Annotated in this window: 14 protein-coding genes; 7 read left to right on the forward strand and 7 right to left on the reverse strand. The window is 42.0% G+C overall.

The window, feature by feature from the left end; translation table 11 throughout:
* Window positions 1-28: 28 nt before the first annotated feature.
* On the reverse strand, window positions 29-658 hold the full coding sequence (gene rlmE, locus ACSLBF_RS09405) for a 23S rRNA (uridine(2552)-2'-O)-methyltransferase RlmE (protein WP_440053160.1): 630 nt from the start codon (window positions 656-658) through the stop codon (window positions 29-31).
* 86 nt (window positions 659-744) lie between these two features.
* Here rlmE and yhbY point away from each other — a divergent pair, with 86 nt between their 5' ends.
* Entirely contained in the window at window positions 745-1041 is a 297-nt protein-coding gene (gene yhbY / locus ACSLBF_RS09410; protein ID WP_440053161.1) for a ribosome assembly RNA-binding protein YhbY, read from the forward strand.
* A gap of 3 nt (window positions 1042-1044) precedes the next feature.
* Here yhbY and ACSLBF_RS09415 read toward each other — a convergent pair whose 3' ends face one another.
* On the reverse strand, window positions 1045-2277 hold the full coding sequence (locus ACSLBF_RS09415; protein WP_440053162.1) for a serine hydrolase domain-containing protein: 1233 nt from the start codon (window positions 2275-2277) through the stop codon (window positions 1045-1047).
* Window positions 2278-2527: 250 nt separating this feature from the next.
* Between ACSLBF_RS09415 and ACSLBF_RS09420 the strand changes: the two genes are divergently transcribed.
* The 4 genes from ACSLBF_RS09420 (at window position 2528) to ACSLBF_RS09435 (ending at window position 7012) form a co-directional block, all read left to right on the forward strand.
* Entirely contained in the window at window positions 2528-3331 is an 804-nt protein-coding gene (locus tag ACSLBF_RS09420; RefSeq protein ID WP_440053163.1) for a hypothetical protein, read from the forward strand.
* Window positions 3332-3429: 98 nt separating this feature from the next.
* Window positions 3430-4137: a response regulator gene (locus ACSLBF_RS09425; protein ID WP_440053164.1), complete on the forward strand. Its 708-nt coding sequence runs from the start codon at window positions 3430-3432 to the stop codon at window positions 4135-4137.
* Window positions 4138-4153: 16 nt separating this feature from the next.
* The gene (locus ACSLBF_RS09430; RefSeq protein WP_440053165.1) at window positions 4154-5440 is read left to right on the forward strand and encodes an ATP-binding protein; all 1287 of its coding nucleotides are present in this window, start codon (window positions 4154-4156) and stop codon (window positions 5438-5440) included.
* A 225-nt stretch (window positions 5441-5665) separates the two neighbouring features.
* On the forward strand, window positions 5666-7012 hold the full coding sequence (locus ACSLBF_RS09435; protein WP_440053166.1) for a sodium-dependent transporter: 1347 nt from the start codon (window positions 5666-5668) through the stop codon (window positions 7010-7012).
* A 16-nt stretch (window positions 7013-7028) separates the two neighbouring features.
* Here ACSLBF_RS09435 and ACSLBF_RS09440 read toward each other — a convergent pair whose 3' ends face one another.
* A complete protein-coding gene (locus ACSLBF_RS09440) occupies window positions 7029-7478 on the reverse strand; it encodes a GNAT family N-acetyltransferase (RefSeq protein ID WP_440053167.1) in 450 nt (149 codons plus the stop codon).
* Window positions 7479-7540: 62 nt separating this feature from the next.
* Window positions 7541-8284 (reverse strand): sporulation protein, encoded by a 744-nt coding sequence (locus ACSLBF_RS09445; protein WP_440053168.1) that lies wholly within the window; start codon window positions 8282-8284, stop codon window positions 7541-7543.
* 201 nt (window positions 8285-8485) lie between these two features.
* On the opposite strand from ACSLBF_RS09445, the gene ACSLBF_RS09450 reads away from it, so the two are divergent.
* Both ACSLBF_RS09450 and ACSLBF_RS09455 read left to right on the forward strand, forming a co-directional pair.
* Complete coding sequence (locus ACSLBF_RS09450; RefSeq protein ID WP_440053169.1) at window positions 8486-10057, forward strand: cation:proton antiporter domain-containing protein; 1572 nt, start codon at window positions 8486-8488, stop codon at window positions 10055-10057.
* 276 nt (window positions 10058-10333) lie between these two features.
* Window positions 10334-10621, forward strand: a complete 288-nt coding sequence (locus tag ACSLBF_RS09455; protein ID WP_440053170.1) for a hypothetical protein — start codon at window positions 10334-10336, stop codon at window positions 10619-10621.
* A 53-nt stretch (window positions 10622-10674) separates the two neighbouring features.
* Here the strand turns inward: ACSLBF_RS09455 and ACSLBF_RS09460 are convergent, their stop codons facing one another.
* The 3 genes from ACSLBF_RS09460 to ACSLBF_RS09470 all read right to left on the reverse strand — a co-directional run bounded on the left by ACSLBF_RS09460 (window position 10675) and on the right by ACSLBF_RS09470 (window position 15232).
* The gene (locus ACSLBF_RS09460) at window positions 10675-11658 is read right to left on the reverse strand and encodes a sterol desaturase family protein (RefSeq protein ID WP_440053171.1); all 984 of its coding nucleotides are present in this window, start codon (window positions 11656-11658) and stop codon (window positions 10675-10677) included.
* An 81-nt stretch (window positions 11659-11739) separates the two neighbouring features.
* On the reverse strand, window positions 11740-13935 hold the full coding sequence (locus tag ACSLBF_RS09465) for a TonB-dependent receptor family protein (protein ID WP_440053172.1): 2196 nt from the start codon (window positions 13933-13935) through the stop codon (window positions 11740-11742).
* Between the two features lie 10 nt (window positions 13936-13945).
* Window positions 13946-15232 (reverse strand): imelysin family protein, encoded by a 1287-nt coding sequence (locus tag ACSLBF_RS09470; RefSeq protein WP_440053173.1) that lies wholly within the window; start codon window positions 15230-15232, stop codon window positions 13946-13948.
* Between the last annotated feature and the right edge of the window lie 39 nt (window positions 15233-15271).

The following is a 15271-nucleotide window of genomic DNA, read 5'->3' on the forward strand; positions in this document are numbered from 1 at the left end:
AAATTCAACCTGATGCTTTCCAACTGTACTACAGTTTGTATCCCGTCGCCACTATATATACTTCTCTTGATCGCGGTCGCGACGCTTTAGGCTTGCGTATTTTCACTACTTTAAAACAATTACGTACTTCTTGTACAAACTGATCAAAGCTTTCGCCTTGAAACACTTTAACAGCGAAGGCACCATTTGGTTTCAATACTTGATGGCACATATCCAGAGCAAGTTCTACTAAGTACATGCTGCCAGCTTGATCTATGGACATATTACCGCTCATGTTCGGTGCCATATCCGAGAAAACCACGTCGACATTTTTCCCATCAATACGTTTTAATAGCGCGTCGAGAACAGCTTCCTCGCGGAAGTCCCCTTGTAGAAAGTCTACGCCGGCTAAAGAGTCCATTGGTAATATGTCACAGGCAATGACCTGCCCATCAATATCGACCTGCTCGGCTAGATACTGAGACCAACTGCCGGGTGCTGCACCGAGGTCAACAACCGTCATGCCTTTACGCAGTAATTTGTCCTTTTGCTGGATTTCCTCAAGTTTAAATACCGCTCGAGAACGGTAACCTCTTTTTTGGGCTTCATGAACATAGGGATCATCAACATGCTCTTTTAGCCAACGCTTAGAACTGGCGGAGTGTTTTTTATTTGCCATATTAACTATAACTCATTAGTAATATTTGCTAGATGGCGTTAGAATATCGAGAATTCAAGCCTTTTAATAAATAAGATTGTATCAATATGACCTTATCAAATAAACAAAAGCAGTTCCTAAAAGGACTAGCTCACGATTTAAACCCTGTTGTTTTGCTTGGCGCAAACGGCCTTACAGAAGGCGTTATGGCTGAGATTGAACAAAACTTAAATATCCATGAGTTAATAAAAGTCAAAGTGCCTACTAACGATCGTGAAACCAAAAAGCTTATTTTTGAAGCAATTGTGCGTGAAACGGGCGCACATAATGTGCAGACTATCGGTCATATCATTGTGCTTTACCGTCAAAGTGAAGACAAAAAAATCCAACTGCCTAGAAACTAAGTTTTACTGCTCGACTGCGCCTTCCTCTTGCTGCGCAGTCACACTCTCAATCAATACTCGTTCCTGCTGCTTTATTTCTTGAATTTCTTTGTCACTTAGTTGTGGCAACAGTGATTCTTCTAAGTCCATAACCGATAGTAGAAAGTCATTAGTAAGCTCGTTAATAATACCACTTTCGGCATTTAGCAGCAGGCTATACCCGATTCCCATACTGGGGATAATCGCCACATCAGTCCTGTAACCCTGCACCCAACCGCTATGATAATAAATCAACCGTCCATTATATTGATAGATACGCCAGCCCAGGCCATAGTATGCTTCATCGACATGCTCGCGCCATACACGACGGCGTAACTCTCGTTTTGTTAGTGTATAAGGTATTGATTGTTTGCTGAGGGCTTCAGGTGACAATACCGTCGGATAGAGACCTAGTTGGGCTTTCAGCCACTGGACCATATCCTGTGCACTGGCATTTACTCCCGCAGCAGGCAGTACTTTGTAATAGTGTTTTTTCAATTTTGCTGTATGCCAACGTTTCCTGCCCTTCACATGCGGCCAAGCAAAGTTATCATCTTTGGTCATTTGCTCATAGCCAACGCCCGCAGAGTTCATTTTTAATGGCGCAAACACAAATTCATCTAACCAACGCGAATAGCTGATCCCTGTTGCGCGTTGAATTACGTCGCCGATTAAACTGAACATCACATTTTGATAGCCGTAACACACTCCCGGCTGGCATAGTGAATCAACTTTTAATAAGCGTTCAACAATTTCTGAATAAGGCATTCTTGATTCGATAAGGTTGTCGTAGGCATTTGGAACTAAGCCACTTGAATGACTTAAAAGGTGATACAACTTTAATTTCGCATAACTTGATTTTGCTACTTCTGGAAGGTAGGTACGCAATTCGTCATGAAGCGAAAAATATCCCTCACTGGCAAGTTTAGCACTTAAGCTTCCAGCAAACGTTTTGGAAAGCGATGCCAATCGAAATCGAGTATGCTGATCTATCGCTTTACCGCTGCGACTTTTCGTTTTGCCTATGCCTTTTGCAAGGACACCGTATTGAACGTGTACAATAGACAAAGCACCACCGGGTACCGATTTTTCTTTCAGTTTACGTTCGACTTGCTTAGAATAAGCCGTCGTAAATTTAGACCATTGTTCTTGTGGTGCCACAGCATGAACCATGCTTGAACACAAAAGACAAACTAACGCGAGAATTAGCGACTTCATAATGACTCATTTCATTAATACTCACGAGTCATGTTAACATGATGTCCTTATAATTCTTACTAACTTATAAAAATAATATCAATTTCATGGAGTAAACGGACAAAATTCCAACACCCAAATTGTTATTAATCAAAAACGGTTTAAATTAAACACGCAACAGTATCATTAAGTTTGCTGTAAGTTAGGTTTGGTTTTGCCTGTATTTTTATAATTAGTTCCAAAACAGTTATTAAATAATTGAGGTATTTGAATGCGCTTTCTATTGGCTACTTTATGTGTCGTATTACTCTTTGGCTGCGTGACTACCGCACCGATGGCTCCAGAGTTAGCGGTACCGAAGAAACCACTTCTTACAAAGTCGGTATATCAAATAACCTACAGTACAGAGGTAAATTCAGCTCGAGTAAAATCGGTGCAGTTACCCGCTCACCCGCTAACTAAAGGAAACACGATTTATATCGATGCAGGTAAAGTTGGACTGACCGATACGTTACGTGAATACTTCGTTCAATCATTCAAGAATAAAGGGTTATCCGTAGTATCTAATAGCAAGGCTGACTACGTGCTGACTATGCAGCAATTGGACTTAGAGTTTGCAGCAAACAAAACATATGCATTGGATAGACCCAAAAATCCTCATCCGTATATTGCAGAACTCGCGCAAAAGAATCCGGCATTTCAATGTAGCAATATTGTCGCATCTGTCAGTATGCGTTTGTCACATCAAGCGTCTTCAGATGTCGTTTGGTTTGCCAAATCCTCAGTGGATAGTGCGAGTTTTCAAGGTCTGCCATTACAATTTACATTTACCGAACAAGAGCAAGTCGCAAACGAACATGAAGTTATCTCATTCATCGTTTCACAAAATACCGAAGAAGCTCGTCGAGCTCGTGCTACAACGCCAGTGGTGATCCCTGAATATGTTATTAAGACTAACATTTCACCATTAGAAAAAGTATCGGGAGCTTGTACTCAAACTGAAGTTTCAGCACTAACGGCAGACATGCAAAAATACCTTGCTCAAAACTTAATTGAAAAGTTAAATGTAAAATAACAACGGTTTTTTACGCACCTCAACACTTATTTACAGACAGCAGAGAATTGGTGATTATACTCTGCAAGGAATGACAACAATAACAACGGAGTTTGATAATGGATCAGTACGGCAGCATACTTTTGGTAGAAGACGACGCTTCTTTGGCACAGTGGGTCGCGGAATACCTAGACAATCAGGGCTATAAAACGCATTGCTGCTATCGCGGTGACGAGGTTGTAGACAAAGTAAAAGCAATTAACCCGGATTTAGTACTACTTGATGTTATGTTGCCTGGCAAAGATGGGATTAGTGTTTGTCGTGATTTACGACAATTCTACACTAACCCGATCATTATGTTGACTGCCAAAGATGAAGAAATGGACGAAGTCATTGGTCTCGAAGTTGGCGCCAGCGATTACGTGATTAAACCTGTGAGGCCAAGGGCTTTGCTAGCACGTATCAAGGCGAACGTTCGAGCTGCACAAGAAAAGCCCGTTAACCACGCTGCCAACCATAGTCTTATTAGTGTTGGAAATTTAACCATAGACACACAGGCTAGAAAGATTTCTGTTAATGGGATTGAAGTTGTGGTTTCTAGTGCAGAATATCTACTGCTGCAATTTCTTGCCAGTCATGCTGGTGAGGTCGTTTCTCGTGATGCAGTGTTCAAAGCGACAAAAGGACGAGAATACGATGGCTTGGATCGTAGTGTTGACGTACTCATCTCTGCTCTGCGTAAAAAATTCAATGATGATCCGCAAAACCCAGAAAAGATTAAAACGGTTTGGGGCAAAGGCTACCTGCTTGTCCCATCAGCTTGGTAAAACAAAGTAGTCGTTTGTGAAAAAGCTCTATATCTATCTTGTTGCAGGTGCATTGATCTCGTTTTTCGCGCTGGGTTGGCTGATTGACTTTTTTAATCAACAAACAGAACCCGTACAAGGTAACTTTGAATGGCAAAATAAGTTAGCTCAAGGACTAGCAATTCAAGCGGGATTACAACCTGAAGAAAATAGAGCCAGTTTCATCAGTCAACAAGCAGAACAGTTTAATGTAACCGTGACGTTCAAAGAGGGAAAGACACTAGCCGTCCCTAAAGAATTGAAACAAAACATGCTAACAGAGAGCGGTCTAGTTATAGAGAACGAATCTGTATATCTGCTGAAAAGCACCGACACCTTATATCCTGATTATATTGAGATTGCTTGGACACCCGAACCAGAACAAGCTGATTACGATGTATTACTAACCTTGTTGTTTTACGGCGGTATCTGTACGATTTTGTGGTTTATCCTTTCTCCATTGGTTAAACGTTTGGTCACCCTAAACAGTGCAGCGAAGCGCTTCGCTAGTGGCGACTTAAGCGCACGCATAGTGCCAAACCACTTCACCTATATTCGAGATCTAGAAAACACGTTTAATCGCATGGCGAGCCAAATAGAAAAACTTATGGCGGAAAATAAGCTCATGGCGTCTAGCTTATCCCATGATATAAGAACTCCCGTTGCTTGTTTACGTTTTGGATTAGATGCCGCACTCGAAGAAGAGGATGTGGCACAAATTCACGAATACCTGCACAGAATGGAAAAAGACTTAAATCAAATGGAAGATATGCTTTCGAGCTATCTATCTTTTGCGACTCTGGAGCAAAAATCCCACCTACTCAAGCACGAAACCACTGTACTTAACGTGTATGGACAAGATCTGGTGGCACAAATGCAGCCTAAATTCATTAAAAATAATATAACGGGTGAAGTTGATATCGCTGATAACCTGAAATTATGTGGTGATTTACATTGGCTTGCTCGTGCAATTAGCAACTTACTTAGTAATGCGAGCGATTTTGCACACAGTAGAGTCAAACTGAGTGCATATCGGAGCGATTTCCATATCCATATTTTAGTTGAAGACGATGGTCCAGGCATTGCTAAGGAGAATTGGGATAAAGTTTTTAGCCCATTTTTCCAAGAACAAACCCATAGAAACAGAGCGGGTAAGAGCTACGGGCTTGGATTAGCAATAGTCGCAAAAGTCATGGACTGGCATCACGGAAAGGCCAGTGTTGGGCATTCTGAACTTCTCGGCGGTGCAAAATTCACGTTAACCATACCCTGTAAAGAAAAATAGCTGCTGTAAAATTGTTGCTACAGCCTTCACGGTACTTTGAATAAAGCCCATCAAATACATAAAGTTAGCTAATAATCACAGAAATTTGCTTGCAACGAACCAATTACGCTCAACTTTCAGCCAAAAACTTGCGTTAAATCAATGTAATTTCCCCTTTTTATTTATCTTCATTTACAGTAGATTGATTGCGCCTTTATTAAAAATAGATAGAGAAGTATAAAAACTATGAGCAATGTCCGAGGAGAGTTCAGCTCTCGGTTTGGTTTTATTATGGCTGCTGCAGGGTCTGCGGTAGGTTTGGGTAACATTTGGGGCTTCCCAACGCAAACCGCGAGTAACGGTGGTGCAGCTTTTGTGTTGGCTTACTTAGTCTTAGCATTTTGCCTAGCGTATCCTGCTCTAATGGCTGAACTCGTTATAGGCCGGCATGGCCAGGCAAATGCCGTTTCGTCATTGCAAAAATTGACGACCTCACCGTGGCAAAAGAAATTCGCATTTTTCGTCGGCTTTGGCGGTATCATCTGCGCGGGACTAATTTTGAGTTTTTATGCCATCGTTGCGGGCTGGATGTTCAGTGCCACGATTGAACCGATTACGGCTATCACCTCTATGGACAATGCAACACTTTGGCTTAGCGAACAATCCTTGACTCGGGATATTATTTTCACCGGATTATTTATTGTGCTTACCGTTCTTATCATTAGTAAAGGTGTTGAAAATGGTATAGAAAAATGGTCTAAGCGTTTAATGCCAGCGTTGCTGGGTATTCTCTTTGCGTTGATCGCATATGTGATGACACAAGAAGGCGCAGTAACGGGGCTAAAAGCTTACCTAGTACCGGACTTTTCTTCAATTTTAAACCCTGAACTTTTAGTTAATGCGCTCGGTCAAGCCTTCTTCTCTCTTTCACTTGGTACAAGCGTCATGATTATTTATGGCTCATACATCAGTAAACGCGAGAATCTTGTGTCGTTAGGCGCCTTTGTGACGTTAATAGATGTATTTATTGCTTTTGTAGCAGGTCTTTTGATTATTCCTGCAATGTATGTCGCACAAGCGCAAGGCGTCGAGATCTTTGCAGCTGATGGTTCATTGTTGAGCGAAGACACATTGGTTTTCCAAGTGTTACCTGCGCTATTTGACAGCATGGGCGATATTGGACTGTTTGTTGGATTCGCGTTTTTTGCCCTTATGAGCATTGCAGCACTTACTTCATCTATATCGATGTTGGAAGCTCCAGTGTCCTACGCGGTTGAAAAGTTCGCGCTAGGTCGTGTGCAAGCAACCTGGATCATAGGCGCACTAGTCTCACTGGTTAGTTTAACGATTTTACTTAACTTTGCTGCGCTGTTTGGCTTTGTTGTAAGCATCACTACCAAGTTTGGACAGCCTTTGCTTGGTATGCTTTGTTGCGTTTTCGTCGGATGGCTTTGGCATAGAGGAAAGCTACTCAAGGAAATTTCAGAAGGCTGTGAACAAGTAGAACATACTGTATTTTGGAAAATCTGGCCTTGGTATATTCGCTTTGTTTGTCCTGTGGCCATTGCAGCGGTGTTTTTAAACTCTCTTTAAAAACACCTAAAGGGTCTCATCGAGACCCTTTAAATCGCATATCCTGATGAGGAATGCCATCTTCCAAATACGCTTCCCCCTGCTTCTCAAAACCCAAACGTGTATAAAAATCTGCTAAATAACATTGTGCCGAAATATCTAAATGCTCAGCCGGGATTTGCATAAAACAAGTTTCAATCGCTCGTTCCATTAACTGATGTGCTATGCCCTGCCCTCTAGCGTTTGACGACACAATCACGCGCCCAATGGCAGCGGCTTTATCATTCTTTCGATAGCACCTGGCGTAAGCCACTAATTCATCAGATGATGTTAAAAATACATGTTGAGTTTCTTGCGCTCTATCTGTCTCATCGATGTCTTGATATGGGCAGTTTTGTTCGACAACAAAAACCTCTACCCGCAGCCTTAGTATTTCAAACAACTCGTCTTTTGACAGACTCTGATAGTTTTTAATGTACCAATCCATATTGTTTCTCTATGAATAAAAAAGCCCAGACATTGCTGGGCTTTTCGCTTTAAATTCGGTATTTACGAAAATAGTCTTTCAAGTTGGTCGCATAGCTGTGAGAGGTTTACGTGATCGTGCTCAATCGTAAGATCTACATAACCATCACCTCTAAATGCTCTATCTAACTCGATTAACACATGGGTTTTGTGGGCTTCTGGAACAAAAGATAGCTCAACTTCTTGAAGCCCAAACAATGAGCGGCTTTGCGGCCGATACTCAAGCTCTTGATAGCAGCCAGAAACAGACTGAAAGTCTCGCGCTCTTAAGTACCCTTGCTCAACATCAGCTTTTACCAATTGGAAGCCTAGCTTTTGCATCGCTTGCATACAAGTTTTCACTGCTTCATTAGGATAAATGTGCAGCAAATCCTTATCCGTAGGATCCATCGCTAAGTCGATGTCTAAACCCGTCTCTAACCAAACATGCGAGTGATTATAACCTGCGTTTATCTCTGTGATAGGTGTCTCTGAATGCAGCCTTGCTTCAAAAGGGATCACCTTTTCTTCACCAGGGTTAATGGTAAAGCTCTCACCAATACGCCAACGATCGATGACATGGTTACTGAAATACTCTTCATCGTCTCGTGTTACTTTAACTTGAGTCATTAGCGCTAACTCAAGACCGCTAATGTCTTGGCTAATGTCTCCACCTCTGATAACAATTTGCGCCTGAAACTTCTGTCCTGGGTGCAAGTGCTCTGTCTCTAATACTGTATCTACTTTTGCAGCGCCGATACCGACAGATGCTAGGATCTTCTTAAACATTACATCTCCTGTCAGGTATGTCCTTACCCGCATCATAACCACATTTAATTCAGCTTGTCAGCGAAAATTTATGAAATTCAGTTAAATAAACAAAAACGTTGCCAAAACACCGTCAATTAAGCATCTCAATCTAAAACTTTTTAATTTATAAATCATAGGGTTTTGTTACACTGGTTCTATGTCAGATTAATATGTGTTGTTATGGAATTACTCTATTTTGCTGTGGCGTTTGCCTGCGGTTTTTCAGTTTACCAATTAAAATTACCTCCACTGATCGGCTTTTTGATGGCCGGTTTCGTGCTGAATTTGCTTGGCCACCAGACCACCGATTTACTGACCTTACTTGCAGACCTTGGCGTGACACTATTGTTATTCAGTATTGGACTTAAGCTAAAGGTCAGTAACCTGATGAAACCCCAAGTGTGGGCACCTGCAACGATGCATATTGTTGCCAGCACAGCTTTTTTCGCTACCTTAGCTTTGGTATTTAGCGTTTTTGGTCTCCCCCTATTTACTGGTATTTCCACACAGAGTGCGTTATTGCTCGGCTTTGCATTTAGTTTTTCTAGTACTGTATTCGCGGTAAAGGTACTTGAAGAACGTGGCGAAATGGCTAGCTTGCACGGCAAAATATCTATTGGCATTTTGGTCATGCAGGATATTTTTGCTGTTATATTTCTTGCGATTAGTACCGGTAAAGCACCTAACGTTTGGGCTTTGGCGTTGTTAATTGGTCTACCACTTGTTCGCCCAATTATGTTTTGGACGCTTAATCGCTCTAAACACGGCGAGTTACTGCCATTGTTTGGCTTTTTCTTCGCTTTGGTTGCGGGTTATCACGCTTTTGAATTTGCTGGGTTAAAGGGGGATTTGGGTGCCTTGATCATCGGGATGATTTTTGCTCCACACAAAAAAGCCGGCGAATTATCAAAGTCTTTGCTCAATGTTAAAGATATCCTATTGGTGGGGTTTTTCTTAAACATCGGTCTCAATGCGAGTATTAGTTTCGATGCTTTATTGATTGCTTTAGTGCTGGTAATCGTATTACCACTCAAAGTCGCGCTATATTACATATTCACCAACCTGTTCCGTTTAAGAGCGCGTACGTCATTGCTAAGCGCGTTTACGCTCACCAACTATAGTGAATTCGGTTTAATTGTATGTGCGGTCGCATCCACAACGGGTGTCATTGCAGCTGATTGGCTTGCGGTTGTCGCAATTGCGGTTTCTATTACCTTTGTCATTGGTTCTCCGCTCAACAAAAAAGCCAATGAAATTTATGTCAAACTAGAGCCTTGGCTGCTTAAAATTGAGCATAAAGAACGTTTAGAAGAAGAACTTCCCGTGAATTTAGGTGATACCAAAATCGTTATTTTTGGTATGGGCAGAATTGGTACAGGTGCTTATGAAACGATTCAGGCTAGCTTCCCAGATACCGTTGCAGGCGTTGACATAAAACCAGAGGTTGTAGACAAGCACGTTAAACGCGGCAGACGAGTATTAACCGCAGATGCAACTGACCCTGATTTCTGGCAACGTGTAAATCATTCTCAGGTCGAGATGGTTATGCTGGCAATGCCAAAGCACATGCAGAATGTTTATGCACTCGAACAGCTAAAAGCGTCAGGCTATAAAGGTCAGGTTACTGCAATAGCAAATTACCCGGATCAACAAAAAGAATTGGAAGAAATGGGAGTCAATTCTACATATAATTTTTATCTAGAAGCGGGTAGCGGCTTTGCAGAACACGTCAAAACCGAATTATTTTCTTAAATAATTGTTGCGTTATCAGTATCAATATTGGTACTGATAACCATTTCCATATCGAATTCATACTGTTACGAATGTACCTATTTAACCTCCTCTTGTGTTTGTAACTATCCGATTTACAAACCTTTACATCCAAGTTGGAAATTCGCCCCCACTTCAGAGTACACTGGCTACGTGGTTAAGGACATAAGTATCTATTTTCTACACAAAAATTAGATTTTTTTCGTTTTTAGAAACGAATTACATTGGATTGTGATTTTATTAAGTTTTGGGGGTTTTATGTTAAAAAGTAAATTAAACGGTCAATTCGCTGCTGTGGTAGATGACGCAAAAGCCGCACCTTTTTCTGATCTCCAAGACAAGCTGGATGCGATCCAAGACAGTGGAATGACAGCGCTAACAATACGCAATATTCTATTTCATAAAATGCTAGATATGCACGCTGTACCAACCGACCACTATCTACGTGAGGAAGAAACACCGTCGAGACTAGACGATCCTCAGTTGATTGAAAAATTAAACGAGCTTGGCTTTTATCGCAACAAACCAGAAAGCCGTTTACACTAAACTGAATTAGGGAGCCTGCTCTCCCATATAGGCTGACAATGCCCGTCGTCAGCCTATTCTCTCTTTTCTTCTATTGCTCTACTCTTCACTTTTTTAGGTATTATCGTTTTAATCGCTTCAATGAATGGTTTTGCATATATTGCGACTAAAGAGTCATGACCAGCATCATATTGTCCCACGCCAATGGAAATTTTCCCCGCTACTGACGCCTTTATCAACGAACCATACATACGATCCCAAATCGCCAATGCTGATCCTAAATTGGTGTCAAAATGCTTTGGATTATTACTGTGATGTACTTGATGCTGTGCAGGACTAATGAACCACCCTTCTATTTTGTCTCCCCAACTCAACCAAATATGAGAATGACGAAGATTTGAGCCGCAGATATTGAAGATAAATACAAACGCATTTGCACCAAGAATATCGTACATACTCAACGCGCTACCAAATAAATAATATCCCAGCCCAACCACGAACCCCTGCGCTAAAGCCATACGACAAGCGTATAGATAACTTTCGACCGGGTGTGAGCGATATATAGTAAACGGCGTCAGTACTTTTGCAGAATGATGAACTTTATGGAATTCCCAAAGAAACGGGACTTTGTGCAATAGCAAGTGCAAGACAAATCGAGTAAAGTCGTCAACGATAAATAACGCCAAGGTGAAAAGGCTTATGACTACCCAAGAGGCAACGTCCAAGTGTAATGAAGGCCCAAATAGGGTTTCTAACGCACCTGACACGGCCATCGCTATTGGCACCATGGTCAATACAATAGGTGCAAATAACGCAGCTTTAATCAAGCGGTTGGTCACTAGTAAACAGTAGTCTAGCTTTGCACTGTGACTTAGCCATACCTCTCGGGGAAACAAAAAGCGTATAAAGCTTTGCAAAGATTTGTTTTTTTCAAGGGTCCAGTAAACCGGTATCGCCATTAAAATAGCCGAGACAAGGTATGGCAAATAAATCCGCTTATTAGCATCAATTAAGTAACTTGGTAATTGAATAACGCTTTGCCACAACTGCTCTAACATTCTTTCCTCTTTATAAATAAGGGCCCATTGTCGGACCCTTGATTGCTATACGTTTACAGAGCACAAGTGGCTCATCATATTTTAGAATTGATACTTGTATCCAACGCTAAACTGTCTTGGTTTGCCTGGACGAGCCCCGTAAGGCCGCCTACTGACAATTTCAACATCGTCAAACAGGTTGTCAACTTTGGCATAAAGTTGTCCGTAACGGCCCAGCTCATAGCTGCCTGATATATCGACAATCGTGCTGCTAGGCACTTTTTCACCCTCTAAAATCAACTCGTATTCGTCACTGCGCCCTGCGGTCTCTGGCATACTGCCAACATATTTAACTGACAGGTTTACTTTCCAATCATTCGCGGCAAGGCCAACATTAAATGTTACCTGATGATTTGGCAGATACGGTAAATCATCGCCATCTTTCACATAGCCCCATTGAGCAAATGTCGTATAACGCTCGTTTTGGAACTCACCTTTGGTATAAGTGTAATTAAAGCTATATGGAATATCTAACTGTAAGTTCAATGGATAGCGCTGAGAAAACTGCATTTCGAAGCCATAAACCACAGCTTCACCGCCACTGAACTGGCGACCCTGATCATCGTTAACACCACAGTTCGACTGTCCACAGCTTTCATTCAGATTCTCATAATCGTTGTAAAAGCTCACCAACTCCAGCTGGGTGATACCATCGTTGAAGCGACCACCAAACTCATAATTAATACTGGTTTCAAGTTCAACATTGGAAGGCTGCTTTGGCGATGATGGAGTAAAACCTTTGTGTACACCAAATAGTAGGCCGGAATCTTCCGTTAGTTGATAAAAACCGCTCAAACTTGGCATCCAAATACGGGTAGTCTTATCTTGCCAGTCTTCTGCTTTTTTGTTGTTTTGATAGTGCATGTCCATTAATTCACCACGCAGGCCTACACCTAGCGTTAGCGCATCAAATTGCACTTTATCTTCAACATACACGGACCAAGCTTTGGTATTTTCAACGTTTAGGGTAGCAAACTCTTTAGAGCCTTCAACTAAAGAAGACACGCCCTGCACCATGGCATAGGTTTGTTCAAAATGCTTACGTTCGATTTCGTCTTCATGGAAGCGTAAACCAACCGATAAGTCATGGTTAAAACCTAACAGTTCAACATCAGCTGTTGCATCAATTTGCAAACCCTGCGAAAAGTATTCGCGGTCATTTGTGCCCATGTTAAGGAACAGACTACTTTCACCTGCAACGACGGAGTCTCGTTCACCAGTAAGTAGCGCATAGGCATTTTGATGCTTTTCAAGTTTTGGTGCATGTAGAATTGCCTGTAGGGAAGGATCATCTTTACCACCAATACCGTTAAGCTTTAACCATGCGCGCTCATAGTCGTTGCGATATAAGCGAGAAGTCACTCTAAAGTCGTCAGCTTCTAAGAAATGCGAAAACATAATTTGCGTATGTTTAGTGTCCATTTCCGCATTTTGAGAAGCGGCATAACGGCGATATGGATTTTTCGCAAAGTCTTCATCTGTCAAACCAAGATAGGTTTCGTCTGAGAGTTCATCTGCATAACTTAGTTTTAAGCCAAAGGTATGCTTAAGATCACCTTGCGAAAGCTTGTAATTAAACTTAGCAAGAAAGTCGTTCTTCTCAAATCCAGTGTTACCACCGCCATCTAATTCTTTGAATCCATCGGCTTGCAGATTTACCGCTTCAAAAAGAAAGCCAATGTTGTTCACTACTGAGCCGTAATAACCATGTGCTTTACTGTAGCCATCGCTGCCTGTCGCAACATCAATTCCTGCTTCGGTAAATTCAGGCACTTGCCTGGTCACAAGGTTTAGTGCACCAGCCACCGTCTGCGGTCCATGTTTGATTGCGGCAGGGCCCTTAAATACTTCAACCGCAGTCATGCGCGTAGTAACTGGAAAATAGTAAGCCGCAGGCGCAGAATAAGGGGAAGGCCCAATTAAAACACCGTCTTCCATAATGGTGATTTTTTTGCTTCGCTCTGGTGTCACCCCGCGAAAGCCAATGTTTGGGCGCAATCCATAGCCGTCTTCTTCACGAATATTCACACCCGGTACGTTAGATAAAATACGATGAATATCGTCGTATTCATATTCAGCTAACTGTTCTTCTGACAATAAAGTGGCAGAGCCTGCCTCTTTTCTTAGTTTATCGTGATGACTAATAATCGAAATATGCTCTATGTCGGCTTGATCATCGCCAGCATAAGCGTGTGGAATTGCCAATAATACAGCGATTGCCAATAGCGACTTGTTCATTACTTTACCCCTAGTCATTGTCACCTGCCGATGTTTTTGGAAGCTCTAACGCGAGTTTATTGATGAAGTCACTTTTTAGCTCATCGGTTACCACTTTAACCTTGCCGTGGGTTTGTTTTACTGATTCAGGATCAGTGGCAAGTGTAGTCTGTAAATCACTTTGCAGTGAATCAGCGGCAGCTTTCGCATCAGCTAGACCTTGTAACATCGCTTCTTTCGTGTCTGTTGCTTGCTGTTCATCAAGGAAATCATCAAATCCTGTGTTTGAAGGTTCAGAGCCTCCACCCAAAAACAGCTGTTCAAAAGCGGCAATATTGGCTTTAATGTTTTCTATCGAATGCTTGGCGTAACGCGATTCTACGTCTGCTGGACATGCTTCACGGCCACAGCTATTGGCGAACATGCCAAGAGGAGTCGCTAATTTATAGTCTTTCAGCTCTTCGGTCATATAAAATAACGCGTCGGATATTTCATTGATCGCTTGAGTTTCAGTGTCAAACTTATTGCCTGGATCGCCTGCTGTTTTTAATACTTGAGCATATCCTTGTTCACCACTCCACTGATTAAGTAATGATTGCGCAGAATGGCTGAGATCATTTGCGACTTCAACTGCATACTGGCAACGAGCCGCTTTGCGCTCTTGTTCGTTACGAATATTCCAGCCATTAAGCACATTACCTGCAATGATTGAGTTGCTGCAGCTATAAGCTAATTCTTCGTTAAACAGCAAATATTCAAGAGCATCTAGCCCTTTGCGTCTATCAGAGCGGTTACGAATATTGTATGGAATGCCGTCAATATCCCCTTGCTCAAAATATGCTACGTCTTGGTCAACGCTACAGGTGCTACCTTTGGGCCACGAGTAGATATCGTTTCGCAGTTCTTTGTCATTTTCAAGCAAAGGCCCAACTATCATCAATTCTGCGTGCTGCCAGCTCACCATGGTTTGTTTCCATGCGTCTTGGGCAACGACTTTGGCGCTGTCTAATGCGGCTTTTGCTTGGTCATCTCCCATCGTAGGATCAAATTCGCTTTCAAGATCGCAATAGGCTTTTATTGGTGCTGGTAAAGATTGTGCTTTTTCAGCGAACTGTTCAAAGGTAGGAGTGATTACATTATCGGTAAGATTAACGAGTAACTTCTTTTGATCGAAGCTTATAACTGTGACGGTATCCGTGTTGTCTGTTTCATTCCCTTTAAAGTCTTTTCCGCTAGTGCTGGAAGTACTTTCACCACAACCGCTTAACAGCAATGCAATGGTACTTGCGAGCAACAAAGGTTTTATTTTAGGAGCCATCAATAGCCTCTTTTATTCGATATCAGATACAACAAAAGG

Source organism: Pseudoalteromonas sp. T1lg65, assembly GCF_051930985.1.
In the GTDB taxonomy this organism is placed as follows: Bacteria; Pseudomonadota; Gammaproteobacteria; order Enterobacterales; family Alteromonadaceae; genus Pseudoalteromonas.

What these genes read in the sequence shown, in the direction of transcription:
- rlmE (WP_440053160.1), bottom strand. Translation starts at nt 658, where the DNA reads ATGGCAAATAAAAAACACTCCGCCAGTTCTAAGCGTTGGCTAAAAGAG.
- yhbY (WP_440053161.1), top strand. Translation starts at nt 745, where the DNA reads ATGACCTTATCAAATAAACAAAAGCAGTTCCTAAAAGGACTAGCTCAC.
- ACSLBF_RS09415 (WP_440053162.1), bottom strand. Translation starts at nt 2,277, where the DNA reads ATGAAGTCGCTAATTCTCGCGTTAGTTTGTCTTTTGTGTTCAAGCATG.
- ACSLBF_RS09420 (WP_440053163.1), top strand. Translation starts at nt 2,528, where the DNA reads ATGCGCTTTCTATTGGCTACTTTATGTGTCGTATTACTCTTTGGCTGC.
- ACSLBF_RS09425 (WP_440053164.1), top strand. Translation starts at nt 3,430, where the DNA reads ATGGATCAGTACGGCAGCATACTTTTGGTAGAAGACGACGCTTCTTTG.
- ACSLBF_RS09435 (WP_440053166.1), top strand. Translation starts at nt 5,666, where the DNA reads ATGAGCAATGTCCGAGGAGAGTTCAGCTCTCGGTTTGGTTTTATTATG.
- ACSLBF_RS09440 (WP_440053167.1), bottom strand. Translation starts at nt 7,478, where the DNA reads ATGGATTGGTACATTAAAAACTATCAGAGTCTGTCAAAAGACGAGTTG.
- ACSLBF_RS09445 (WP_440053168.1), bottom strand. Translation starts at nt 8,284, where the DNA reads ATGTTTAAGAAGATCCTAGCATCTGTCGGTATCGGCGCTGCAAAAGTA.
- ACSLBF_RS09450 (WP_440053169.1), top strand. Translation starts at nt 8,486, where the DNA reads ATGGAATTACTCTATTTTGCTGTGGCGTTTGCCTGCGGTTTTTCAGTT.
- ACSLBF_RS09455 (WP_440053170.1), top strand. Translation starts at nt 10,334, where the DNA reads ATGTTAAAAAGTAAATTAAACGGTCAATTCGCTGCTGTGGTAGATGAC.
- ACSLBF_RS09460 (WP_440053171.1), bottom strand. Translation starts at nt 11,658, where the DNA reads ATGTTAGAGCAGTTGTGGCAAAGCGTTATTCAATTACCAAGTTACTTA.
- ACSLBF_RS09465 (WP_440053172.1), bottom strand. Translation starts at nt 13,935, where the DNA reads ATGAACAAGTCGCTATTGGCAATCGCTGTATTATTGGCAATTCCACAC.
- ACSLBF_RS09470 (WP_440053173.1), bottom strand. Translation starts at nt 15,232, where the DNA reads ATGGCTCCTAAAATAAAACCTTTGTTGCTCGCAAGTACCATTGCATTG.